General features: G+C 57.8%; 21 protein-coding genes and 1 riboswitch (1 of these 22 cut by a window edge). Of the genes, 13 read left to right on the forward strand and 8 right to left on the reverse strand.

Features of this window, described 5'->3' with window-relative positions:
- The 3 genes from HRR99_RS13220 to HRR99_RS13230 all read left to right on the forward strand — a co-directional run.
- Window positions 1–933, forward strand: partial view of an efflux RND transporter periplasmic adaptor subunit gene (locus HRR99_RS13220; protein WP_111840363.1) — the 3' portion only. 276 nt of this gene lie to the left of the window's left edge; the window shows 933 of its 1,209 coding nt (coding positions 277–1,209); the start codon falls outside the window, past its left edge; it ends in the stop codon at window positions 931–933.
- Between the two features lie 44 nt (window positions 934–977).
- A complete protein-coding gene (locus HRR99_RS13225) occupies window positions 978–4,067 on the forward strand; it encodes an efflux RND transporter permease subunit (protein WP_111840364.1) in 3,090 nt (1,029 codons plus the stop codon).
- Between the two features lie 144 nt (window positions 4,068–4,211).
- Entirely contained in the window at window positions 4,212–5,663 is a 1,452-nt protein-coding gene (locus HRR99_RS13230) for an efflux transporter outer membrane subunit (RefSeq protein WP_233122051.1), read from the forward strand.
- Window positions 5,664–5,792: 129 nt separating this feature from the next.
- On the opposite strand, the gene efp is transcribed toward HRR99_RS13230, so the two are convergent.
- The gene (gene efp / locus HRR99_RS13235; protein WP_111840366.1) at window positions 5,793–6,362 is read right to left on the reverse strand and encodes an elongation factor P; all 570 of its coding nucleotides are present in this window, start codon (window positions 6,360–6,362) and stop codon (window positions 5,793–5,795) included.
- Window positions 6,363–6,611: 249 nt separating this feature from the next.
- Here efp and epmA point away from each other — a divergent pair, with 249 nt between their 5' ends.
- The 3 genes from epmA (at window position 6,612) to HRR99_RS13250 (ending at window position 9,299) form a co-directional block, all read left to right on the forward strand.
- Window positions 6,612–7,676, forward strand: a complete 1,065-nt coding sequence (epmA, locus tag HRR99_RS13240; RefSeq protein WP_233122052.1) for an EF-P lysine aminoacylase EpmA — start codon at window positions 6,612–6,614, stop codon at window positions 7,674–7,676.
- The gene (locus HRR99_RS13245; RefSeq protein WP_233122053.1) at window positions 7,673–8,725 is read left to right on the forward strand and encodes a lysine-2,3-aminomutase-like protein; all 1,053 of its coding nucleotides are present in this window, start codon (window positions 7,673–7,675) and stop codon (window positions 8,723–8,725) included. Before epmA ends, HRR99_RS13245 begins: the two co-directional genes overlap by 4 nt.
- Window positions 8,726–9,107: 382 nt before the next feature.
- Window positions 9,108–9,299 carry a hypothetical protein gene (locus HRR99_RS13250; protein ID WP_112499112.1) on the forward strand — a complete coding sequence of 64 codons (192 nt, stop codon included), beginning with the start codon at window positions 9,108–9,110 and terminating at the stop codon, window positions 9,297–9,299.
- Window positions 9,300–9,420: 121 nt separating this feature from the next.
- Here HRR99_RS13250 and HRR99_RS13255 read toward each other — a convergent pair whose 3' ends face one another.
- Entirely contained in the window at window positions 9,421–9,657 is a 237-nt protein-coding gene (locus HRR99_RS13255) for an Lrp/AsnC family transcriptional regulator (RefSeq protein ID WP_111840370.1), read from the reverse strand.
- 240 nt (window positions 9,658–9,897) lie between these two features.
- On the opposite strand from HRR99_RS13255, the gene HRR99_RS13260 reads away from it, so the two are divergent.
- The 5 genes from HRR99_RS13260 (at window position 9,898) to modC (ending at window position 14,816) form a co-directional block, all read left to right on the forward strand.
- A complete protein-coding gene (locus tag HRR99_RS13260; protein WP_233122054.1) occupies window positions 9,898–11,181 on the forward strand; it encodes an NAD(P)/FAD-dependent oxidoreductase in 1,284 nt (427 codons plus the stop codon).
- 187 nt (window positions 11,182–11,368) lie between these two features.
- Entirely contained in the window at window positions 11,369–12,022 is a 654-nt protein-coding gene (locus tag HRR99_RS13265; RefSeq protein ID WP_233122055.1) for a histidine phosphatase family protein, read from the forward strand.
- Between the two features lie 152 nt (window positions 12,023–12,174).
- Window positions 12,175–12,945, forward strand: a complete 771-nt coding sequence (gene modA, locus HRR99_RS13270) for a molybdate ABC transporter substrate-binding protein (RefSeq protein ID WP_233123504.1) — start codon at window positions 12,175–12,177, stop codon at window positions 12,943–12,945.
- Between the two features lie 96 nt (window positions 12,946–13,041).
- Window positions 13,042–13,743: a molybdate ABC transporter permease subunit gene (modB, locus tag HRR99_RS13275; RefSeq protein WP_233122056.1), complete on the forward strand. Its 702-nt coding sequence runs from the start codon at window positions 13,042–13,044 to the stop codon at window positions 13,741–13,743.
- Window positions 13,740–14,816 carry a molybdenum ABC transporter ATP-binding protein gene (gene modC / locus HRR99_RS13280; RefSeq protein ID WP_233122057.1) on the forward strand — a complete coding sequence of 359 codons (1,077 nt, stop codon included), beginning with the start codon at window positions 13,740–13,742 and terminating at the stop codon, window positions 14,814–14,816. The genes modB and modC overlap by 4 nt, the downstream gene beginning before the upstream one ends.
- On the opposite strand, the gene HRR99_RS13285 is transcribed toward modC, so the two are convergent.
- The 6 genes from HRR99_RS13285 to thiC are packed head-to-tail and all read right to left on the reverse strand — an operon-like array spanning window position 14,810 to window position 19,993.
- Window positions 14,810–15,175 (reverse strand): winged helix-turn-helix domain-containing protein, encoded by a 366-nt coding sequence (locus tag HRR99_RS13285; RefSeq protein WP_233122058.1) that lies wholly within the window; start codon window positions 15,173–15,175, stop codon window positions 14,810–14,812. The genes modC and HRR99_RS13285 overlap by 7 nt on opposite strands.
- Window positions 15,172–16,188 carry a P1 family peptidase gene (locus tag HRR99_RS13290; protein ID WP_233122059.1) on the reverse strand — a complete coding sequence of 339 codons (1,017 nt, stop codon included), beginning with the start codon at window positions 16,186–16,188 and terminating at the stop codon, window positions 15,172–15,174. The genes HRR99_RS13285 and HRR99_RS13290 overlap by 4 nt, the downstream gene beginning before the upstream one ends.
- 41 nt (window positions 16,189–16,229) lie before the next feature.
- A complete protein-coding gene (locus tag HRR99_RS13295; protein ID WP_233122060.1) occupies window positions 16,230–17,003 on the reverse strand; it encodes a thiazole synthase in 774 nt (257 codons plus the stop codon).
- A gap of 3 nt (window positions 17,004–17,006) precedes the next feature.
- Window positions 17,007–17,204, reverse strand: coding sequence for a sulfur carrier protein ThiS (gene thiS, locus HRR99_RS13300; protein WP_111840378.1), 198 nt, complete (start codon window positions 17,202–17,204; stop codon window positions 17,007–17,009).
- Window positions 17,173–18,168 (reverse strand): glycine oxidase ThiO, encoded by a 996-nt coding sequence (gene thiO, locus HRR99_RS13305; RefSeq protein ID WP_233122061.1) that lies wholly within the window; start codon window positions 18,166–18,168, stop codon window positions 17,173–17,175. The genes thiS and thiO overlap by 32 nt, the downstream gene beginning before the upstream one ends.
- Window position 18,169: 1 nt before the next feature.
- Complete coding sequence (gene thiC / locus HRR99_RS13310; RefSeq protein WP_233122062.1) at window positions 18,170–19,993, reverse strand: phosphomethylpyrimidine synthase ThiC; 1,824 nt, start codon at window positions 19,991–19,993, stop codon at window positions 18,170–18,172.
- Between the two features lie 106 nt (window positions 19,994–20,099).
- Window positions 20,100–20,211, reverse strand: a riboswitch (TPP riboswitch).
- A 169-nt stretch (window positions 20,212–20,380) separates the two neighbouring features.
- Here thiC and HRR99_RS13315 point away from each other — a divergent pair.
- Both HRR99_RS13315 and HRR99_RS13320 read left to right on the forward strand, forming a co-directional pair.
- Window positions 20,381–20,632, forward strand: coding sequence for an acyl carrier protein (locus HRR99_RS13315; protein WP_233122063.1), 252 nt, complete (start codon window positions 20,381–20,383; stop codon window positions 20,630–20,632).
- On the forward strand, window positions 20,632–21,813 hold the full coding sequence (locus tag HRR99_RS13320) for an acyl-CoA dehydrogenase family protein (RefSeq protein WP_233122064.1): 1,182 nt from the start codon (window positions 20,632–20,634) through the stop codon (window positions 21,811–21,813). Before HRR99_RS13315 ends, HRR99_RS13320 begins: the two co-directional genes overlap by 1 nt.
- Window position 21,814 lies beyond the last annotated feature (1 nt).

The following is a 21,814-nucleotide window of genomic DNA, read 5'->3' on the forward strand; positions in this document are numbered from 1 at the left end:
GATCTGTTGTACAAGATCGATGACGACACCTATCAGGCATCGTTTGCAGAAGCGCAGGCCGCCCTGGAACGAGCAGAGGTCAGCGTGCCCGCTGCGGAAACCAACCTTCAGCGCTATGAGCGTCTGGCCAATTCCGGCGCCTCGCAAAAAGAATTCGAAGACGCGCGCACGACACTGCTGCAGGCGAAGGCCTCCGTGGCCGAGGCCCGCGCAACCTTGCAGACGGCCCAGATCAATCTGTCCCTCACCGAAGTGCGTGCGCCCTTCGATGGCGTGACATCCGCCACCAACTTCTCGATCGGAAACGTGGTCACGGCCAGCCAGGCCGACTCGTTGATGACGCTGCGCAAGATCAATCCGATCTACATTCAGCTCAACGAATCGAGCGTCAACCTTCTTCGTTTGCAGGCTGCGATCAAAACCGGAAAACTGGAGCGGAGTGACAATAGCGAAACGACGGATATTCGGCTGAAGCTGGAAGACGGCTCGGAATACCCTGGTGTCGGTAAGCTCGACATGTCCGAAATGGCCGTCAGCACCACGACTGGCACCGTTTCGATCCGCACCCTCTTCGATAATCCTGACAACATCATCCTTCCGGGCATGTATGTTCGCGCAACCATCACGATCGGCAAGGAGATCGGTTACCTCATTCCGCAACGCGCAGCAGGGCGTAACGCCAGTGGCGAACTGACCGCGAAATTCGCGACGGCGGAAAACAAGGTGGAAACCAGAACATTTCCGACCAGCCAGCTCTCCGGCAACAACTGGCTCGTGACCGAGAATGTGTCTGATGGCGACAAGCTGATCGTCGATGGATTTCAAGGCATTGCCAACAACGCTGTGGTCAATCCTATCCCAGCCGAGATCGACGACAAGGGATTCATAATAGAAAAGCAGAGCGCCCAGCCCGCTCCGGCGCCGAAATCATGATGTCTCAAGACATGCTCGGCAACATCGTGATCAGGAACTAGATTATGGCACACTTCTTTATTCGGCGACCGATCTTTGCTTGGGTCATCGCCATCGTCATCATGCTGGGCGGTGGCCTTGCAATCACCACGCTGTCGATTTCCCAATATCCGGAAATTGCGCCCCCGACGGTGCGCATCAGCGCAAGCTACACCGGGGCAAGCGCCGACACTGTGCGCAAAACCGTGACGCAGATCATCGAAGACGCAATGACCGGCCTTGACGGGCTGACCTACATGACATCGTCGTCAACCACAGGGTCTGCAAGCGTCACCCTGACATTCGACAACAGCGTCAACTCCGACATTGCCCAGGTTCAGGTTCAAAACAAACTGCAACTTGTTACCTCGCAGTTGCCTTCCGTGGTTCAGGACCTCGGCATTTCAGTCACCAAATCCACGTCGAGTATCCTGCTCGTCGGCGCACTTGTGTCGACGGATGGCAAGCGCTCTTCCGCTGATCTCGGCGACATCTTCTCCACGCAGATCGAAGATCAGGTGAAGCGCCTGGAAGGCGTCGGCGACATCAATGCGTTCGGCTCCGCCTATGCCATGCGCATCTGGCTCGATCCGTTCAAGCTGAGGAAATTTCAGCTGACGCCAGCCGATGTGACCTCGGCGATCCAGTCGCAGAACACCCAGGTTTCCGTTGGTTCGGTCGGCGGGCTTCCCGCCGTGGAAGGCCAGCAGATCAACGTCACGATGACGGCACAGAGCCAGTTGACGACGGTACCTGATTTCGAGCGCATTCTTCTCAAGGCGGACACGACGGGTGCAAATGTCCGCCTCAGCGACGTTGCACGCGTCGAGATCGGTCAGGAAACCTACTCATCGACGTCGCGCTCGAACCGCCAACCCGCGTCTGGTTTTGCGGTGAACCTTGCAACAGGAGCCAACGCGCTCGATACGGCGGCACTCGTCAAATCCAAGCTGGACCAGCTCGCACCGGCGCTGCCGCAGAACGTCAAGATCATCTATCCCTACGACACCACGCCTTTCGTTTCGCTTTCCATCGAGAAGGTCGTTCACACGCTCATCGAAGCCATCGTGCTCGTCTTCGTCGTGTTGCTCGTTTTCCTCCAGAACCTGCGCGCCACCTTCATTCCGATGATTGCCGTTCCAGTGGTACTGCTGGGTACGTTCGGAATTTTGGCCCTGACCGGATATTCGATCAATACGCTGACGATGTTTGCGATGGTGTTGGCTATCGGCCTTCTGGTCGATGACGCAATCGTCGTCGTCGAAAACGTCGAGCGCATCATGTCGGAAGAGGGCCTGGGGCCGCTCGAAGCGACTGAAAAGTCGATGGGGGAAATTACCGGTGCCATCATCGGCATCGCCCTTGTTCTCACCGCCGTGTTTATTCCGATGGCCTTTTTCGGCGGCTCGACGGGTATCATCTACCGCCAGTTCTCCATCACCATCGTTTCGGCGATGCTGCTGTCTGCACTGGTTGCCATCGTGCTCACGCCTGCGCTTTGCGCAACGATGCTGAAGCCGATCAATCACGACAAAAAGGGCCGAGGCCCCGGTGCATGGTTCAACAGGGGATTCGATCGCACGACGAACGGATATGTCGGTTCGGTTGGGTATTTGCTGAAGCGGCCTTTGCGTGTCCTCATCATGTTCGCAATCGTCATGGGCGGATGCGCATGGTTCTTCACCCGCCTCCCCACGTCCTTCCTGCCGCAGGAAGATCAGGGCGTCTTGATGACGATCGTCCAATTGCCGAATGGTTCGACCAGCCCGCAGACCGCCAAGATCATCGAAAAAGTCGAGAACTATTATCTCGACGATGAAAAGGACGTCATTGAAAGCGTGTTTGCGGTCAATGGCTTCAGCTTTACCGGCAGTGGCCAGAGCTATGCGATGGTTTTTGCCAAGCTGAAGGACTTCGATCTGCGCACCGACCCGAAAATGGCGGCCTCCGCCATCGTGCAGCGCGCCATGGGTAAATTCATGACCTTCCGCGAAGCGCAGGTCTTCCCGATTCTGCCGCCAGCGATCCAGGGAATGGGCAACTCCAGCGGCTTCTCCATGTATCTGGTCGATAGCGGAAACCAAGGCAGCGACGCGCTCGTTGCCGCCTCCAAGCAGGTCATCCAGACTGCAAATTCCAGTGGCAAGGTGGCCGCAATGCGCGCCAACGACCGCGATCAGGAAAGCCAAGTAAAGCTTGATCTGGACCAGGAGAAGCTCGGCGCGATGGGCCTGAACATTTCCGAGGTCAATTCCATGCTGACCACGATTTTCGCCGGTAGCCGGGTCAACGACTTCACGCTCAACAACAAGATCAAGAAGGTCTACGTCCAGGCGGACGCGCCTTACCGTATGCAGGCGGAAGATCTGAAATACTGGAATGCCCGCAACGCGGGCAGCGAGATGGTGCCGTTTACGTCCTTTGCGACGGCGAAATGGGTGAATGGTCTGCCATCGGTATCCGCTTTCAACGCGGCCAACGCCTTCTCGATGGAAGGGGCAGCACCTCCTGGCGTCAGTTCGGGCGATGCCATGAACGAGGTGGAAAAGATCGTTTCGCAGATGGAGGGTGGTTACTCGGTTGCATGGACCGGCATTTCCTATCAGGAACGCCTGTCGGGCTCGCAGGCGCCGTTGCTTTACGCCCTCTCCGTTCTCATCGTCTTCCTCTGCCTTTCGGCGCTTTACGAAAGCTGGTCGATCCCGTTCTCCGTCATCATGGCGGTGCCGGTCGGCGTGTTGGGTGCGCTTTTTGCAGCCGATATCTTCGGTCAATCCAACGACGTCTATTTCAAGGTTGGACTGCTGACGACAATCGGGCTTGCGGCGAAAAACGCGATCCTGATCGTGGAGTTTGCGAAAGAGCGGCAGGAACATGGACTGAGCTTGCTGGATGCCACTCTGGAAGCCGCAAAGCTGCGTCTGCGACCGATCATCATGACGTCTTTGGCCTTCATTCTGGGCGTCGTGCCACTGGCAATCGCCAGCGGCGCGGGCTCTGCGGCGCAGAATGCGATCGGTATTGGGGTGTTGGGTGGTATGCTTTCTGCAACACTGCTCGGAATTTTCTTCATTCCGTCGTTTTTCGTCATGATTCGACGCCTATCTAAACGTTAACAAACCAAAAATGTGCTAGCAAAGCAGGAATAGGCTGTTAGAAATGTCGCGAATTATGAACCGCAATTTCTGCAGCACATAAGCAGCGCTACGCTCATTTCGACTGAGGGTGCAATGTGCGCCAAAATAAATTGGGATAACTTCATGCCGTCTATTCGCGCTACCATTCCTCTGACGTTGCTTCTCCTGTCAGGCTGTGTTGTCGGCCCGGACCATAAAGCACCGGACATTCAGCTTCCCGCCAAATTTGCCGAGGGCGGAAAAGCCTCCAACGGTGATGTTGCGACAGTGGCCTGGTGGAACGCGTTCAACGATAGCCGCCTGAACGGATATGTCTCGACGGGTCTGGCGCAGAACCTGACCGTGTTGCAGGCGATCGAGCGTATCAATCAGGCTGAGTCCCAGATCACTGTTGCTGGTGCGGGCGCTCTTCCAAGCCTGACCGGTTCCGGCAGCCATACGACGTCGCAGACGAAGGGCAGCTTCCCAGGCACGAACCGCAGCGTCCAGAACACATCGAGCGGTGCGCTTGATGCGTCATGGCTGCTCGACCTGTTCGGCCAATACCGCCGCGCCAAGGAAAGCGCTTCCGCTTCGCTCGACGCCGCCTATTCCACCGCAGACGTCCAGCGCCTGACGCTGATCTCGTCGGTGGTATCGGCTTATATCGACGTTCGCTACTATCAGGAGCGCCTGGCAATCGCCCGTGCAAACCTGAAGTCCCGCCGCGAAACGCTTGATCTGACCAAGCTTCAGCTGGAAGCTGGCGCAGCGTCGCGTCTCGATGTCGTCCAGTCCGAAGGTCTGGTCAACTCGACACTTGCCGACATGCCGGGTCTGGAAACAAGCTTCCGTCAGGCGGCCCACCGCATCGCGACATTGCTCGGCATGCCGGCATCGTCGCTGGTTGTCGAATTGCAGCGCGGCGCACGTCAGCCTGTCGCCCGCAAGACGCCGCTCACAGGCATTCCTGCAGATCTCATTCGCAACCGTCCTGACATTCGTGTGGCCGAGCGCAATCTCGCAGCTGCCGTCGCAGAAATCGGCGTTGCCGAATCGCGCCTCTATCCAAGCATCACGATCAGCGGCTCGATTTCGCCAAGCTACGTGAACCTGTCCAACAACGGTTCGCGCGGCACATCGAACTCTTGGTCCTTCGGCCCAAGCCTCGTTCTGCCGATCTTCGATGGCGGTAGCCTGCGCGCCAATGTCGACATCGCCAAGTCGTCTGCTCGCGAGCAGTATCTGGCATGGAAGGCAACCGTGCTGAACGGCATCGAGGAAGTCGAAAACGCGCTTGCCGCAGTCACTCGCGACAAGCAGACGGAAGATGCGCTTCGCAGAACCGTCAAGTCCTACCAGGAAGCCCTCTCGCTCGCGACAGCAAGCTACCGCGACGGCGCGTCTTCTCTGCTCGACGTTCTCGATGCGCAGCGCCAGGTCTCGACAGCCCAGGCCAATCTCGCAACTGCGGTTCAGACGACAGCTCAGGACTATGTGCGGTTGAGCGTAGCGCTTGGCGGCGGTTATGCCGTCGGCGCGCCGACGACATCGTCGAACAGCATCATGGCAGCCAACACGCCAAAGGGAATGTAAGAGCCGCCATCAGCGTCTCAATCACATCGATCCCGCAACGAAAGTTGCGGGATTTTTTGTGCCCGATGCAGACAGCAAAAAGCCCCGGATCGCTCCGAGGCTTTTTTCAAAACAACGATGGTCGAATAATCAGTTCTTGGCGCGTTCGACGTAGGAATTGTCTTCCGTCGCGATAACGACGCGAATACCGGCGTCGACATGCGGAGGCACCATGGTGCGGATGCCGTTGGACAGCATGGCAGGCTTATAGGACGACGATGCCGTCTGGCCCTTGACGACCGGTTCAGTCTCGACGATCTCAAGAGTGACATGGCGAGGAAGAATGACGGCCAAAGGCAGACCTTCATGGATCGACAGAACGCAGGTCATGCCTTCCTGAAGATAGGCCTTCTGGTCACCCATTGTTTCCGCGTCAACGACGACCTGGTCGTAGTTTTCCGGGTTCATGAAGTGGAAGCCTTCACCGTCTTCGTAGAGGAACTGGAAATTCAGGTCTTCAACGAACGCGCGCTCAACCTGCTCGGTCGTGCGCCAGCGCTCGGAAACCTTTACGCCGTCCGAAATGCGGCGCATATCGACCTGCGTCACCGGCGTGCCCTTGCCGGGGTGGAAGTTGTTGGCGGTGAGAACGACATAGAGCTTGCCATCGACGTCGATGACATTGCCCTTGCGAACGGATGAGGCGATAACCTTGACCATATGATTTCCTTGTCACTCAATGAAATGCGTCGTAAAGGACCGCGCGGCTGCACCGGTCCGATGGACGTTTTGTATGTTTTCTGGGGCGCAACTACCTTAAATCCGGGCCGAACGCCAGCCTTGTGCAGCATCGAAGCGAAAACTGTGGTGCTGTTTTCTGATAAAACACGCTAAGGAAAACGTTTGAAGCTGCCGCGACAGCATATTTTCCGCCGCTGAGCAAAGAACCGACCGTAAAGAAGACCGCCGATGGGTAACAGCCTCAACATGACGTCTCCCTGGTGGACACCGGATGTCCACATGGATCGCCGTCCGTTTCTTTTGGGGCGCAACGCCATTCAGGCCGCGTTCCGGGGCTTTTTTGCGAGACACGATTTCATCGAGGTTGATACTTCGACCTTGCAGGTTTCGCCCGGCAACGAAGCCAATCTTCACGCCTTCGCAACAACGGGCATTACGACCAGCGCCGAACACGCCCCGCTTTATCTCCACACCTCGCCGGAATTCGCCTGCAAGAAACTGCTGGCTGCCGGCGAAAAACGGATTGCCTGCTTTGCCCATGTCTATCGTAACCGGGAGCGCGGGCCGCTGCACCACCCGGAATTCACCATGCTGGAATGGTACCGTGCAGGCGAAACCTATCAGACGCTGATGAATGATAGCGCACAGTTGCTGGGGCTTGCGGCTGAAACTGCGAAGACCAAAACGTTCAGCTACCTCGGGCGCGAGGTCGATCCCTTTCTGGAGCCGGAACGCGTCAGCGTCGCCGAAGCCTTTCAGCGCTTTGCCGGTATAGATATTCTGGCATCCGTCGATCATTCCGGCGAGACCGATCGCGATCATCTCGCCCTCCTCACAAAAGCTGCAGGCATCCGCGTCTCGGATGATGACAGCTGGGCCGATATCTTCAGCCGCGTCATCGTGCAGCGCGTCGAGCCGCAACTCGGCTTTGGACGTGCGACGATACTGGATGAATATCCGACCAGTGAGGCGGCGCTTGCGCGGCGATCTCCCGGCGACAGCCGCGTGGCAGAGCGTTTCGAGCTTTACGCGTGCGGTGTGGAACTGGCCAACGCATTTGGTGAACTGACCAATGCTGGCGAGCAACGCCTTCGCTTCGAAACGGAAATGCGTGAGAAGCAGCGTATCTACGGAGAGACCTACCCCATCGATGAGGACTTTCTGGCCGCTCTTGCCATCATGCCGGAAGCGAGCGGCATCGCCCTCGGCTTCGACCGTCTGGTGATGCTGGCCACGGGCGCACCGCGCATCGATCTGGTCATGTGGGCACCCGTTGCGGCTTACGGCTCATGACGACACGCGGCCTGAAATCAGCGCAGGACTTGTTTGACGCCGGTCTGGTGGACGAAGCCGCCTTGTCGCGCATCCGTCCTGTGGCCGATCGTTACGCCGTGGCCGTCACGCCTGCGATGGCCAACCTTATCGACATCAAGGATGAGGCCGATCCTATCGGCTTGCAGTTCATTCCAAGCGAAGAAGAGCTTCATCACACACCGGATGAGCGCGCCGATCCCATCGGTGACGAGGCCCATAGCCCAGTACACGGCATCGTTCACCGTTATCCCGACCGCGTGCTTCTCAAGGCTGTTCATATCTGCCCGGTCTACTGCCGCTTCTGCTTCCGTCGCGAAATGGTGGGGCCGCAGGGCAACGGCACGATGACTGGCGACGAACTGAATGCTGCACTCTCTTACATCACGGCGCATGAAGAAATCTGGGAGGTCATTTTGACCGGTGGGGACCCGCTCGTGCTGTCGCCCCGTCGGTTGGCGTCCATCATGGAAGGCCTGCGGGAAATACCGCATGTCAAAATCGTTCGTTTTCATACCCGCGTTCCCGTGGTCGAACCTGACCGTATCGATGCAGACCTGATCGCAGCGCTGAAATCCAGCGGCAAGACCATTTACGTCGCGCTCCACGCCAACCACGTGAGGGAACTAACGGATGATGCGCGGGCAGCCTGCGGGCGGTTGATCGATGCCGGTATTTCCATGGTCAGCCAGACCGTGCTGCTGAAGGGTATCAATGACGACCCGCAAATCCTGGCCGACCTGATGCGTGGTTTCGTGGAAACCCGTGTGAAGCCCTATTATCTCCATCACCCCGATCTTGCGCCCGGCACCAGCCACTTCCGGGTCGATATCGAGGAAGGGCAGCGCATCGTTGCCGCCATGCGCGGGCGTGTGTCGGGTCTGTGCCAGCCAACCTATGTTCTTGATATCCCCGGCGGACATGGAAAAGCCGTCATCGGTCCGAATGCGGCAACGAAACATGCCGACGGTTGCTATTCGGTTTCGGATTTCAACGGCAGGGATCATGTCTATCCCCCACAAGAAAATTAATCGCGAGCGCAAAACTGCGGATTTCCGGGGGCTTTAACGCAACCGGCCCAAAGAAACAAAAATTTCACAATTCCGCCCCCGTCCTGTCATCATAAAGAAAAATATTCTACCTATATTGATAATCATTGATTACGCCGGGATTCTGGAGTATCAGTTACTCAACCGGAGAGTGATTCTCCGGTGTTCCGGTTCAATACCAAAGCAGGGAGAGTGCCATGTATGACTTTAAACGCATTGCCGCGATCCTTGATCCGCGGTTTTCAGATGCCGGACACACAGCCATGTGTTCCCGCTGCTGTCGAATGTGACCTGACGGTCAACCCATCTTTCAAAATTCGATTCGACGAAATGCTGTGAAACAAGCCACAGCGGGAGTACGACTATGCAAAAGCAAGTTATTGAATTCGCGGGTGAACCCGTAGGTATCGTGGTGCCGGACGAAAACCGTCTGAAGTTCATTGCAGTAAAGTTTCACGTTCATGATCTTGACGATCAACGCTTCGATAGCGCCGACGACGTTCGTCGTGCCATCGGCAATCTGGTCAGAAATCGTAACGTGGCAGCACTGGTCTGAAAGTCGTCCGGGCGCTTCACAAGCTGACGATTGGGTGCTCTGAGTCATCGCACCATTCAAGAAACAACAAAAGCGTTGCCTGCAAACCGTGTCAACGCCTTTCGTATGTTTGGACGAGGCGTCAGAACGCCGTAAATGTCAGCGTCGTCAAGGACCGCACGATGCCGGGAATGCTGACGATATGCTCGTTAATGAACTTCCCGGTGTCCTGTTCGGGCGACAGGTAAACCTTCAGCAGAAGATCGTATTCTCCGCTGGTGGAATAAATCTCGGACACGAGTTCCGTCTTGTAAATGGCATCGGCGACTTCATAGGTCTTGCCGGGCGTGCACTGAAGCTGAACGAAAATAGGCTTCATGATCTTTTTCCCGTCATCAATTGGTATGTCCCACGCAGGGCTAGTGCCCCTGTTCCCATACACTATTGGCCGAGCAGCGCAGATGTTTCAAGCCTGTGCTGCCACCACCGGCGAAAACCGCTGTGATATTCCTCGCTTGCATCACATGATGTCGATATGTCGGTTTTCACACCGTGTTAGCGGCTGTAGACTGCCGTTCGCGCACCGCGCATGACCTCTCCGCTTTCTCGGGTGTTTTCGATGTACAATGATCCTCGCTCCCACGGCCTGTGGGAAAAAACCGCGCCGAAACCACCCGTCACAACGCCGCTGGAAAACAACGCAACAGCAGATGTCGTCGTCGTAGGCGGTGGTTTTACCGGCCTTTCTGCAGCATTTCATCTGGCGCAACGTGGCATCCGCGTCACGGTTCTGGAGGGCAAGGAGATCGGTTTTGGCGGCGCGGGCCGCAATGTCGGTCTGATCAACGGCGGCATGTGGGTTATGCCCCAGGAATTGCCGGGTGTGCTAGGCCCTGTCTATGGCGAGCGGCTGCTGGATCTCTTGGGCAACGCGCCGTTTGTCGTTCGCGAGCTGATCGAAAAAAACGACATCCAGTGCGAACTGGAAAAGAACGGAACGCTCCACTGCGCCGTGGGTGACAAGGGTCTCGCGGAAATTCGCGAACGCTGCGCTCAATGGGCCGCGCGCGGTGCGCCGGTGCGTGTTCTGAATGCCGAGGAAACCGCAGACCGCATCGGCTCTCACGCCTATAGCGGCGCCCTTCTCGATGAGCGTGCCGGAACACTCCAGCCCCTAGCCTATGTCCGAGGGCTGGCACAAGCGGCACAGCGCGCGGGCGTCACCATCCACACGTCCAGCCCGGTCATCGATGCGCAACCGGACGGAGACGGCTGGACCGTCAAAACTGCCAGAGCATCTGTGCGGGCCGACTGGATCATCGTCGCAACCGAGGCCTACAGCACCGGACCCTGGAAAATCATTCGTGAGGAACAGGTCTACCTCCCCTATTTCAACATCGCGACGCGGCCTCTTGGCGACAATCTAAGAAAGACCATTTTGCCGAACCGTGAAGGCTGCTGGGACACCAGGGAAATCCTTTCCTCCTTCCGCATGGATCAGGCCGGACGACTGGTCTTCGGCAGCGTCGGCGCGCTTCGCAACACCGGCACCACCGTTCATCGCGCATGGGCCCAACGCTCGCTCAAGCGCCTCTTCCCGCAACTCGGTGACATCGATTTCGAATGCGAGTGGTACGGCCAGATCGGCATGACGGATAACGCCGTGCCGCGCTTTCATAGGTTCGCGAAAAACGTCATCGGCTTTAGCGGCTACAATGGCCGCGGCATCGCACCCGGCACCGTCTTCGGCAAAACCCTCGCTGCCCACGTCGCAGGCGACATCAAGGAAGACGATCTGCCCCTTCCAGCCACGGAGCCCAGGGCGCAGAACCTGCGCGCCATCAAGGAAGCTTACTACGAAACCGGCGCGCAGATCGCGCATTTTACCGGCGAGCGGTTTTAGCATTCATATCGATGCGGCGGCGCTTGCCCTGCAAGATTGCCTTGGTGTTTCACAGCCTTGGTGCCGCCATTGGCGTAAAGCGAGTCAGACTGTCGCAAATAGCCTGATTTTGTAGCATTGCAAAAATCGGGCTGACATTCCGGGCAAATGTCGGCGCATTGCGACAGGAAATTTATGGGAGACCTCCATGAAAGACCTTTTTATCATAACCCACACCGAATCCATCCATCATGTAGAGAACAAGGTCGGAGGCTGGTATGACACTGACCTGACTGCTCGTGGCATGCGGGATGCAGACGCCACGGCTGACCGTCTGGCAACGTTGATTGGCCAGAGAGAGATTGAAATCTACAGCTCCGACCTTCGCCGGGCATCTCAAACAGCGGCTACGATTGCCCGACGTTTCGGTCTCCCTGTGACGGAAACTGCCGATCTGCGTGAAATCAGCTACGGCGTTGCGGGTGGACGACCGCAGGAATGGCTCGATGCTCGCTACAGTCCCGCTCCGGATGACAATCGGCTGGACTACGATTGCGGGATCGAAGGCGCAGAAACCCGCCGCGATGTTGCAACCCGCGTATTTCCTTGCGTGAATGCGATCCTAGATCGACCGTGCGAGACTCAGATCATTGTGACCCACGGCTTCACGCTGAGTTTGGTCATCGCAGCTTGGATGAAGATACCCATTGATGCATGCGGCTTCATAAATTTCCCCGCGAAGTCGGGGAGCATTACCCATCTGCGCCAAGACAATTTTTTCAGGAACCGAGCCGTGATGGGGCTGGCTGACATATCCCATCTGACCGACGCCTGCGCCCCGGAAAGAACTGGTCCAAAATAACCGCCCTGAAAGGCGATCTCGCCCGGCAATCGACACTCTTTTCCGCGCCAATCGATATATTCTTGAAAATATAATGAATGACGTTTATGAGCGATATATTCTTTTGGATATGACGACTGGAGCGGGCTATGGGGATTTTTCAACGTATTGTAATGAAGGGCGCCTTGGCGGCCATGACCGGCGTATGGCTTGGCGCCATCACGCTTTCCAGCCCTGCACTGGCGCAGGATAAGGTGACCGTATTTGCCGCTGCCAGCATGAAAAATGCTTTGGACGCGGCCAATGCCGAATGGGCCAAGGAGACCGCCAATGAGGCGACCGTGTCCTATGCCGCAAGTTCGGCGCTTGCCAAGCAGATTGAAGCGGGTGCGCCCGCTGATGTCTTTATCTCTGCCGATCTGGCATGGATGGATTATGTCGCAGGCAAGAAGCTGATCAAGGATAGCACACGCGTCAACCTTCTCGGCAACCGTCTCGTGCTCGTTGCCCCCTCGGACAAGGCAAAACCTGTCGATATCAGCCAAGGCTTCGACCTTGCGGGCCTCGTTGGTGAAGGCAAACTGGCCATGGGCGCCGTCGACTCCGTTCCCGCCGGAAAATACGGCAAGGCGGCTCTGGAGAAACTTGGCGTCTGGTCTGCCGTGCAAAGCAAGGTGGCCGGTGCGGAAAGCGTGCGCGCCGCGCTAGTGCTCGTCTCGCGCGGCGAAGCTCCCTACGGCATCGTCTATCAGACGGATGCGGCAGCAGACCCCGGCGTGAAGATCGTCGGCACATTTCCGCAGGATAGCCATGAACCGATCATCTACCCGGTCGCCATTCTGTCCGAATCCAAAAGCCCTGCCGCAACGGCCTATCTCGATTTTCTGAAATCTGCAAAAGCCGCCCCCTATTTCGAAAAGCAGGGCTTTACCATTTTGAAGTAATATCGAAACAGTGCATGCAGGTTTCCCGTGTTCGAAAAGACAAGAAGCCTGCGTGTTAATGCGCAGATTGCAATATCATTCAACTGGAACGCCGATTTGGACCTGATAGCGCTGAGCGCGGAAGAATGGACGGCGATACGCTTGAGCCTTTGGGTGTCCAGCATCGCCATGTTGGCAAGTCTTCCCTTCGGCATTCTTATTGCGCTTCTGTTGGCGCGCGGTCAGTTCTGGGGAAAATCGCTGCTGAATGGTATCGTTCACCTGCCGCTGATCCTGCCCCCCGTCGTGACCGGTTTTATCCTGCTGGTGTTGCTGGGTAGGCGCGGTGTTATTGGCCAATTTCTTGATCAGTATTTCGGCATCGTCTTTTCCTTTCGCTGGACCGGGGCCGCGCTCGCCTGCGCAGTCATGGCATTCCCCTTGATGGTCCGTTCCATTCGCCTTTCGATCGAAGCGGTCGATCAAAAGCTGGAGGAAGCTGCCGGGACGCTCGGTGCCAGCCCTTTCAAGGTGTTTCTAACGATTACCCTACCGCTCACCCTGCCCGGCATTATTGCGGGCATGATTCTAGCCTTCGCCAAGGCCATGGGTGAATTCGGCGCGACCATTACCTTCGTCTCCAATATTCCCGGCGAAACACAGACACTGTCTGCCGCGATCTATACCTTCACGCAGGTTCCGGGCGGCGATGCTGGGGCGATGCGACTGACGCTCGTGGCCGTGGCGATCTCGATGATCGCGCTGCTGGCATCGGAATTTCTGGCGCGCGTCGTCGGCAAGCGGGTGGCAGCCGAATGACGCTTCTTGTGGATATCAGACATCGGCTTGGCTCCTTTCATCTGGAGGCAAAGCTGACGGCGGGGGAAGGTGTGACGGCGCTTTTCGGGCGTTCCGGCTCCGGCAAAACCTCCGTCATCCGCATCATCGCAGGCCTGACGCGACCGGACCACGGCAGAATCGAGCTGGATGGAGAGGTGTTGACCGACAGCGCCATCCGCACCTTCATCCCCACCCATAAACGGCGCTTTGGATATGTTTTTCAGGAAGCACGCCTGTTTCCCCATCTGAATGTGGAGCAGAACCTGCACTATGGCCGCTGGTTTTCAGGCGTATCGGACAACCCGGCAGAAGCGGCCAGAGTGATCGAGATGCTCGGCATCGGAGACCTGCTGAAGCGTGGGCCTGAAAAACTTTCGGGTGGGGAAAAACAGCGCGTTGCCATCGGTCGCGCATTGTTGTCATCGCCGCGCCTGCTGCTGATGGACGAACCGCTGGCGGCGCTGGATGAGGCCCGCAAAGCCGAGATCATCCCCTATCTGGAGCGCATGCGCGACGAAACGAAGATACCGATCATCTATGTCAGCCACGCGGTTGGCGAGGTCTTTCGCCTTGCAGACAGGGTGGTGGTGATGAAGGATGGCAGGGTGGATGCGCAAGGCCCCGCCTCGGAAATTCTGTCCCGCCCCGCCTTCAGCTCACATCTGGAGCGAAGGGAAGCGGGAAGCATTCTGTCGGGACGGGTGGAGACCTTTGACCAACGCCATGGCCTTGCCACCGTCCGCCTGACGGGAACGGCTTTACAGGTTCCAGCAAAATCGGCAGAGGTCGGAAAGCCGGTTCGCGTTCATATTCCTGCGCGCGATGTTTTGCTTGCGACGGTCCTTCCAGAAGGATTGAGCGCGTTGAATATTTTGGAAGGTACCATCGCGGAGATAGAACTCTCTGACGATGGCATGGCCATGGTGCATGTGGATTGCGGCGGTGACATCATCATGTCACGCATCACGAGCCTTTCCGTAGAGCGACTGTTGCTTGCAACCGGAAAAGTAATTTTTGTCATCGTCAAATCTGCGGCACTTGATCCTTACTGATCGTCTTGTTGGCGATTGGCCTCCAGCCAGTCGAGATCAGCGCCAAGCGCATCTCTCATACGGCTCTCCATGCCGCGATATCGCGCTAGCAATTCCACGCCAAACGCCGTCAGCCCCGCACCTCCCCCCTGTTTGCCACCCCGCTGCGATTCGATTACCGGCTGCGTGAACATGTGGTTCAAGGCGTCCACTAACAACCATGCGCGGCGATAGGACATATCCATGGCGCGACCGGCAGCAGAAATCGAGCCGGTGGAAGCGATCCGTTCCATCAGTTCTATCTTGCCACGTCCCAGGCGTTCACCGGGCGGGAAGTCGATACGCAGGATCGGTTTCAGGGGTAGCGCCTTGTCGGTCATAGGCGCCCATCTCCGAAACTGTCTTTCCATGATGGCTGGGCACCCTCATGTGGAAGTGCTGCAGCCTCGAAAATGCCTCGTGCAATGGCGCGGGCGGTGACGAGTGTCGCCAGATGGCAAAGCTCGGAAAAATCTGCCGCAGCGCGCAGAGGCTTGCGCCCCGTTGCGGCTGCAAACATCGTGTCACCATCGCTGGACAGATGAGACGGCAGAATGGCCCGCGCCAGACCATCATGCGCCATGATGGAAAGACGATGCGCCTGCGCTTTCGTCAAGATGGCATCGGTGACGACGGCGCCAATGGTGGTCGCGGTCAGCGTGACCCCCTTGATCCGCATTGCTGTATCAGTGCCTGTAAACACGCTCGGCAAGCCATGCCCGCCAAATTCGCCGCTGTCTTCAAAGGGCGCTGCCCAGAAATGCTGACCAGCACCGACCGTTGCCGAGCCCATGGCATTGACGGCAACGATGGCGGCGACACGAAGACCGTTGGATGTTTGAGCGCTGGCAGAACCAAGGCCTCCTTTAAAGGTTGCCGTGGTGCCACCCGTTCCGGCACCCACTGTGCCAAGCGCAAAAGGTGTGGCTGAAGCGGCCTTGAATGCTTCATATCCCATGTCGCGGTATGGCGAGTGCAGGCCCCAATTCTTGTTTCCGCCATTCAGGAGGTCCATCAGGATCGCCTGCGGCACGATGGGAACCTTGGCGGGACCGACCTGAAAACCACGACCGATCTCGCGCAAACCCGATTGGACGCCACCCGCAGCATCCAGCCCAAAGGCCGAACCACCGGAAAGAACGAAGGCATCCACGGCCTCGACGGTCATGGATGGATCGAGTAGTGCAGTATCACGACCACCCGGCGCACCACCCAGCACCGAGCCGGACGCGATGGCAGGCGTATCGAAAATGATCGCCGTAACGCCGGATCCCAAAACGAAATCCGTCGCATGGCCGACGGCAACGCCATCGATATCGGTCAGAAGATTATGCAAGAGCGGGCATCCCTCCATGTCATGCCGGTATCCCGCCCTTGGCCTTCCTTGTCAACGGATCACGAAAACACAGCCGTTCCAATCATCGGCGTGGATGGAACCGCCATGTCACGCGGTTCCAGCATGCCGGAAAGACAGGCCTCGCGGCCTGCCGTGACGGCTTTCGCAAAGGCTCCCGCCATCAGCACCGGATTGCCGGCACCCGCCACCGCCGTGTTGAGCAGCACAGCATCGAAGCCGAGCTCCATCACCGTTGCGGCATGGGAGGGACGGCCAAGGCCCGCATCCACGATCATGGAGACATCGGGAAAATGGGCGCGCATGGAGCGCAACGCACTGATGTTGAGCGGCCCCATGGCACTGCCGATGGGCGCGCACCATGGCATCAGAACCTTGCATCCGGCATCCACCAGCTTTTCGGCAACCACCAGATCATCGGTCGTATAGGGAAAGACATCAAAGCCGTCATCGGAAAGAATACGTGCCGCCTCCACCAATGCGAAGACATCCGGCTGGAGTGTATCGTGGTGGCCAATCACCTCCAGCTTGATCCAGTTTGTCTTGAAAACCTCCCGCGCCATCCTCGCCGTCAGCACGGCTTCCTTGGCCGTATGGCAACCGGCGGTATTCGGCAAAACCAGTCGATCCAGCTCACGGATCATCTCGAAAAACTGCCCGCCCGTTTTCCCGCCTGCAGTTTCACGGCGCAGCGAGATGGTCAGAATATCCGTGCGGCTGGCGCGAACGGCATCTGCCAGCACTGCCGGAGACGGATAGCGCGCCGTGCCGAGAAGAAGCCTGGAACTGACCTCGCGTTCATAAAGCGTCAACATCGATCAGCCTCCCTGCATGGGTGAGAGAATTTCGATCCTGTCAAAATCCTTCAGACGAAAATCAGAGCGATCTTCTGCGTGGACGAGATCGCCATTGACGGCGGTCGCCAGCCAGTCGCCCTCGTAGTCAAGCATCGCCAGCAGCTGTGACAGCGTCGCTGTGGCAAGATCACGCTCTTGCCCGTTCACCAGAACTCGCATGGGAAACCTCCTTGTTTTCTATGATGTCGGCAGCCTGTTGCGCCATGGCAGGCGAAAGCAGGAAGCCGTGCCGATAGGCACCATTGATGTGCAGCGTCTTGCCGTTCTCTTCGATCCCGGGGAGATTGTCAGGAAAGGCGGGACGGATGCCTGTTCCCATCTCTATGATTTTTGCCTCCCCGAAGGCCGGATGCAGCGCATACGCGGCGTTGAGGAGTTCCATCAGCGACCGTGCCGAGATCGGCCCGCCATCCTGCGATTCGATCATCGTCGCACCAACCATGAAGCGGCCCGGCTCACGCGGCACGATGTAATGGGGAATACGCGGGTGCAGCAGCCGGACGGGACGGGAAAGCGATACCTCGCCGGTGGAGAGATAAAGCATCTCGCCCCGCACCCCGCGGAGCGCTGGAAGCGTGCCGACTTGGGCGTGCCCTGTGCAATCGATGACCCTGTCAAAGTCTGCTTCCGCCACGCCGTCTTCTCCGAGGTGGAAAGCCACGCCCTTGGCAACCAAGCGCTGCTGCAAGGCCAGCAAAGCGAGCCTCGGATCGAGATGGCCTTCATCCGCAAACAGAAGTCCCTGCCGGAAGCGGCCCGCCAGATCCGGTTCCAGTTCGCCGATCTCGTCCTCAGCCATGAGCCGGTGGTTGCGCGTGCGCGCGGCAAAGCGGGAGAGTTCCGCACGGTCACGGGCCGGAGCCACGACCAGCGTGCCGTTTCGCACCACGAGACCCGGCGTGGCCTCATCCCACCAGTCGAGCGCAGACCGCCCCAGCGCGATGACGGCCTCATCAGCGCTTTCCCGTTCGCACCAGGGCGCCAGCATGCCACCGGCATACCAGGACGCGCCGCGACCGACCTCGGTGGAGATGTCGAAGACCTCCACCGAAAAGCCGCGCTCTGTCAGTTCAAGCGCAGCCGTCAAACCGACGACGCCTGCGCCTTTGATGAGAACACGCATGTCACTCACCCGGTGTTGGTTGCGCAAGCGGCAGATAAAGCTCACCGCCTTGCTTGAATTTCTCGGCCATAGCCTCGAGTCCTTCCTTCTGAGCCTCGGCGCGGATGTCGTGCGAAATGCGCATGGAACAGAATTTCGGCCCGCACATGGAGCAGAAATGGGCAACCTTGTGCGCTTCCTTCGGCAAGGTCTCGTCATGGAAGGACCGCGCCGTCTCGGGATCGAGCGACAGGTTGAACTGGTCTTCCCAGCGGAACTCGAAGCGGGCACGCGACAGGGCATTGTCGCGGATTTGCGCCGCCGGATGGCCCTTGGCGAGATCGGCCGCATGCGCCGCGATCTTGTAGGTAATCACACCCACCTTCACGTCGTCTCGATCCGGCAGACCGAGATGTTCCTTCGGCGTGACGTAGCAAAGCATGGCCGTACCGAACCAACCGATCATGGCCGCCCCTATGCCGGAGGTGATATGGTCATAGCCGGGGGCAATATCGGTCGTCAGCGGCCCCAGCGTATAGAAGGGTGCTTCACCACAAACCTTCAACTGCTTGTCCATGTTCTCCTTGATCTTGTGCATCGGCACATGGCCGGGGCCTTCGATCATGACTTGGCAATCCTTAGCCCAAGCGATCTGCGTGAGTTCGCCCAGAGTTTCCAGCTCGGCAAACTGTGCGGCGTCGTTTGCATCGGCGATCGAACCGGGGCGCAGGCCATCGCCCAGCGAAAACGACACGTCATAGGCCCGGCAGATGTCGCAGATTTCTTCGAAATGCTCGTAGAGGAAAGATTCCTTGTGATGATGCAGGCACCACTTGGCCATGATCGAGCCGCCACGCGAGACGATACCTGTGACGCGATTGACGGTGAGCGGTATGTAATGCAGTCGCACACCGGCATGGATGGTGAAGTAATCGACGCCCTGCTCGGCCTGCTCGATCAGCGTATCGCGGAACACCTCCCAAGTCAGGTCTTCGGCAATGCCGTTCACCTTTTCCAGCGCCTGATAAAGCGGCACCGTACCGATGGGAACCGGCGAATTGCGGATGATCCACTCGCGTATATTGTGGATGTTGCGCCCGGTCGACAGGTCCATGACCGTATCTCCGCCCCAGCGGATGGCCCACACCATTTTCTCCACTTCTTCCGCCATGGAAGAGGTGACGGCAGAATTGCCGATATTAGCGTTGATCTTCACCAGAAAGTTCCGACCGATGATCATCGGTTCGGCCTCGGGGTGGTTGATGTTGGCCGGGATGATGGCCCTGCCCGCTGCCAATTCTTGGCGCACGAATTCCGGCGTGACGAAATCGGGAATGTGAGCGCCGAAGCTCTCGCCATCGCGCACCATCTTTCCTTTGAGGGCTTCCCGGCCCAGATTTTCGCGAATCGCGACAAATTCCATTTCGGCGGTAATGATGCCCGCCCGCGCGTAGGCGAGCTGAGTGACGGCCTTGCCATCGATTGCGCGCAGCGGCTGGTTTCGAACGGGAAATTCCGGCGTGAGACGTTCGCCTGTGGCAAAGCCGTTGTCTTCGGGTTTGACGTGTCGGCCCTCATAGGCCACGACATCGCCGCGTGCCAGAACCCAGTCATGGCGAAGGCGCGGCAAGCCGCCTTCGATATCGAGGCGGTGACTTGGATCGGTGTAGGGACCAGAGGAATCGTACACCGTGACAGGCGGTTCGCCTGCGGTCGGATGCACGGCAATTTCGCGCATGGGAACGCGAATGTCAGGGTGAAGAACGCCCGGCTTGTGCACCTTAGTGGAGGCGGGCAGCGGACCGGTGGTCACGTTGGGCGAGATGGTTTTGGCAACAATGTTCATCGTGAGGCTCCAAAGCAAAACAGTGGAGACCCAGTTCGAGCATGAAAGACGAAAAAATCACGGAGGAGTGGATGAGGGAACATCATCCGTCACAGCCAAGCTGCGCTTTTCCGTGTTTGCACCGTCCCTACGCCAGTATGAACTGGATCAGGTTCAACGGGTCACTGCGCATCGTAGCAGTATCTCAGCCCCTTGACGGGACACCCCTGGTGAATGCCTCAATCAGAAACCCGACACCGGCTTTTGTCAAGTCGATATCTGAAAGGTGTATGGCCGTGGAGCGCGGTCACGACAAATTAACCTAAGCGTTTATTCGAATGTTATTTTTTGAAGCGTAATTCGGAGAATGAGCTATGATGGCAGCCATTCGACTGGAGACTACTTGAGATGAATTCAACTATTCGTGAAATACTATCGAAATTCGGTCAACTTCCCGTGCCTGTCGATACAATTGCCGATGATGCCGATCTTTATACAGCAGGCCTTTCTTCCTTTGCGTCCGTCCAGTTGATGCTTGGATTGGAAGAGGCCTTCGACATCGAATTCCCTGACAGCATGCTCAACCGCAAATCCTTCGCCAGCATCGCCGCCATCGAAGCGACGGTCAAAGCCATTCTCGACGGCAAAGAGGCAGCCTGATGGACGCGTCCGTCGCGTCCACTGAAGCGGCATTGTCCGCGCGGGCAGCGCGGGTTGCAGCAATAGCCGCAAAGCACGCCGACGATGTCGATGCAGCCGGACGCTTTCCGAAAGAGGCCATCGACGCTCTGCGTGCCGAGCGGCTGCTTGGCATTCAAATTCCGCCCCATCTCGGTGGCGAAGGCGCAAGCCTTCTCCAGATAACGGATATATGCTGCACCCTCGGGCAGGCTTGCTCGGCGACGGCGATGATTTTCGCCATGCACCAGATCAAGACGTCGAGCCTGGTCGAGCACGGTGAAGACAGCGCGTGGCACAGCGCTTTCATGCGCCGCATGGCGGCTGAGCAATTGCTGCTGGGCTCCGCCACGACCGAAGGCGGTATCGGCGGAAATCTGCGAAATTCCATTTGCGCCATCGAAATCGATGGCGAGCGCTGCCGCTTGCAAAAAGACGCCACCGTCATTTCCTACGGCAGTGAAGCAGATGCGATCCTCATCACATCTCGCGCCAACGCGGATGCTTCACCGACCGATCAGGTGATGACCGTTTTCCTGAAAGACCAGTACCAGCTCGAAAAAACACACGTCTGGAATACGCTGGGCATGCGCGGGACCTGTTCGGATGGCTTTCTGTTCAACGGCGAAGCACCCGCCGAGCAGGTCTTTCAGAAGCCCTTTGCCGAAATCGCCGCGCAGTCCATGCTGGCCACATCGCATCTGTTCTGGAGCGGTGTGTGGTACGGAATTGCAGCCGATGCGGTTGCCCGCGCGCAGGCATTCGTTCGCGCCGCGGCCCGTAAGTCCCCAGGCGTTTCCCCTCCCGGCGCCATCCGACTGGCAGAGGCTTCCAACAAGCTCCAAATCGTCAAATCGAATATCATTGCAGGTCTGAAAGCCTACGATGAAACCAGAAATGACTCCGAAAAGCTGATGTCCATGGCCTTCGCAATCGCCATGAACAATGTGAAGATCTGCTCGTCGGAAACCATCTTGGAAATCATCAATCATGCCATGCTGATCTGCGGCATCATGGGTTACAAAAACGGGACGCCGTTCAGCCTGGGAAGACACTTGCGCGATGCGCATTCGGCGCAGTTGATGATTTCGAACGACCGCGTATTGGGCAATTCCGCCAACCTCTTGCTTGTTCAGAAGCAGGACACGAGCCTTTTGGGATAAG

This window comes from Agrobacterium vaccinii (assembly GCF_021310995.1).
GTDB classification, from domain to species: Bacteria; Pseudomonadota; Alphaproteobacteria; order Rhizobiales; family Rhizobiaceae; genus Agrobacterium; species Agrobacterium vaccinii.

Coding starts and splice junctions, on each gene's coding strand:
- HRR99_RS13225 (WP_111840364.1), top strand. CDS start 978: ATGGCACACTTCTTTATTCGGCGACCGATCTTTGCTTGGGTCATCGCC.
- HRR99_RS13230 (WP_233122051.1), top strand. CDS start 4,212: ATGCCGTCTATTCGCGCTACCATTCCTCTGACGTTGCTTCTCCTGTCA.
- efp (WP_111840366.1), bottom strand. CDS start 6,362: ATGGTCAAGGTTATCGCCTCATCCGTTCGCAAGGGCAATGTCATCGAC.
- epmA (WP_233122052.1), top strand. CDS start 6,612: ATGGGTAACAGCCTCAACATGACGTCTCCCTGGTGGACACCGGATGTC.
- HRR99_RS13245 (WP_233122053.1), top strand. CDS start 7,673: ATGACGACACGCGGCCTGAAATCAGCGCAGGACTTGTTTGACGCCGGT.
- HRR99_RS13250 (WP_112499112.1), top strand. CDS start 9,108: ATGCAAAAGCAAGTTATTGAATTCGCGGGTGAACCCGTAGGTATCGTG.
- HRR99_RS13255 (WP_111840370.1), bottom strand. CDS start 9,657: ATGAAGCCTATTTTCGTTCAGCTTCAGTGCACGCCCGGCAAGACCTAT.
- HRR99_RS13260 (WP_233122054.1), top strand. CDS start 9,898: ATGTACAATGATCCTCGCTCCCACGGCCTGTGGGAAAAAACCGCGCCG.
- HRR99_RS13265 (WP_233122055.1), top strand. CDS start 11,369: ATGAAAGACCTTTTTATCATAACCCACACCGAATCCATCCATCATGTA.
- modA (WP_233123504.1), top strand. CDS start 12,175: ATGAAGGGCGCCTTGGCGGCCATGACCGGCGTATGGCTTGGCGCCATC.
- modC (WP_233122057.1), top strand. CDS start 13,740: ATGACGCTTCTTGTGGATATCAGACATCGGCTTGGCTCCTTTCATCTG.
- HRR99_RS13285 (WP_233122058.1), bottom strand. CDS start 15,175: ATGACCGACAAGGCGCTACCCCTGAAACCGATCCTGCGTATCGACTTC.
- HRR99_RS13290 (WP_233122059.1), bottom strand. CDS start 16,188: ATGGAGGGATGCCCGCTCTTGCATAATCTTCTGACCGATATCGATGGC.
- HRR99_RS13295 (WP_233122060.1), bottom strand. CDS start 17,003: ATGTTGACGCTTTATGAACGCGAGGTCAGTTCCAGGCTTCTTCTCGGC.
- thiS (WP_111840378.1), bottom strand. CDS start 17,204: ATGCGAGTTCTGGTGAACGGGCAAGAGCGTGATCTTGCCACAGCGACG.
- thiO (WP_233122061.1), bottom strand. CDS start 18,168: ATGCGTGTTCTCATCAAAGGCGCAGGCGTCGTCGGTTTGACGGCTGCG.
- thiC (WP_233122062.1), bottom strand. CDS start 19,993: ATGAACATTGTTGCCAAAACCATCTCGCCCAACGTGACCACCGGTCCG.
- HRR99_RS13315 (WP_233122063.1), top strand. CDS start 20,381: ATGAATTCAACTATTCGTGAAATACTATCGAAATTCGGTCAACTTCCC.
- HRR99_RS13320 (WP_233122064.1), top strand. CDS start 20,632: ATGGACGCGTCCGTCGCGTCCACTGAAGCGGCATTGTCCGCGCGGGCA.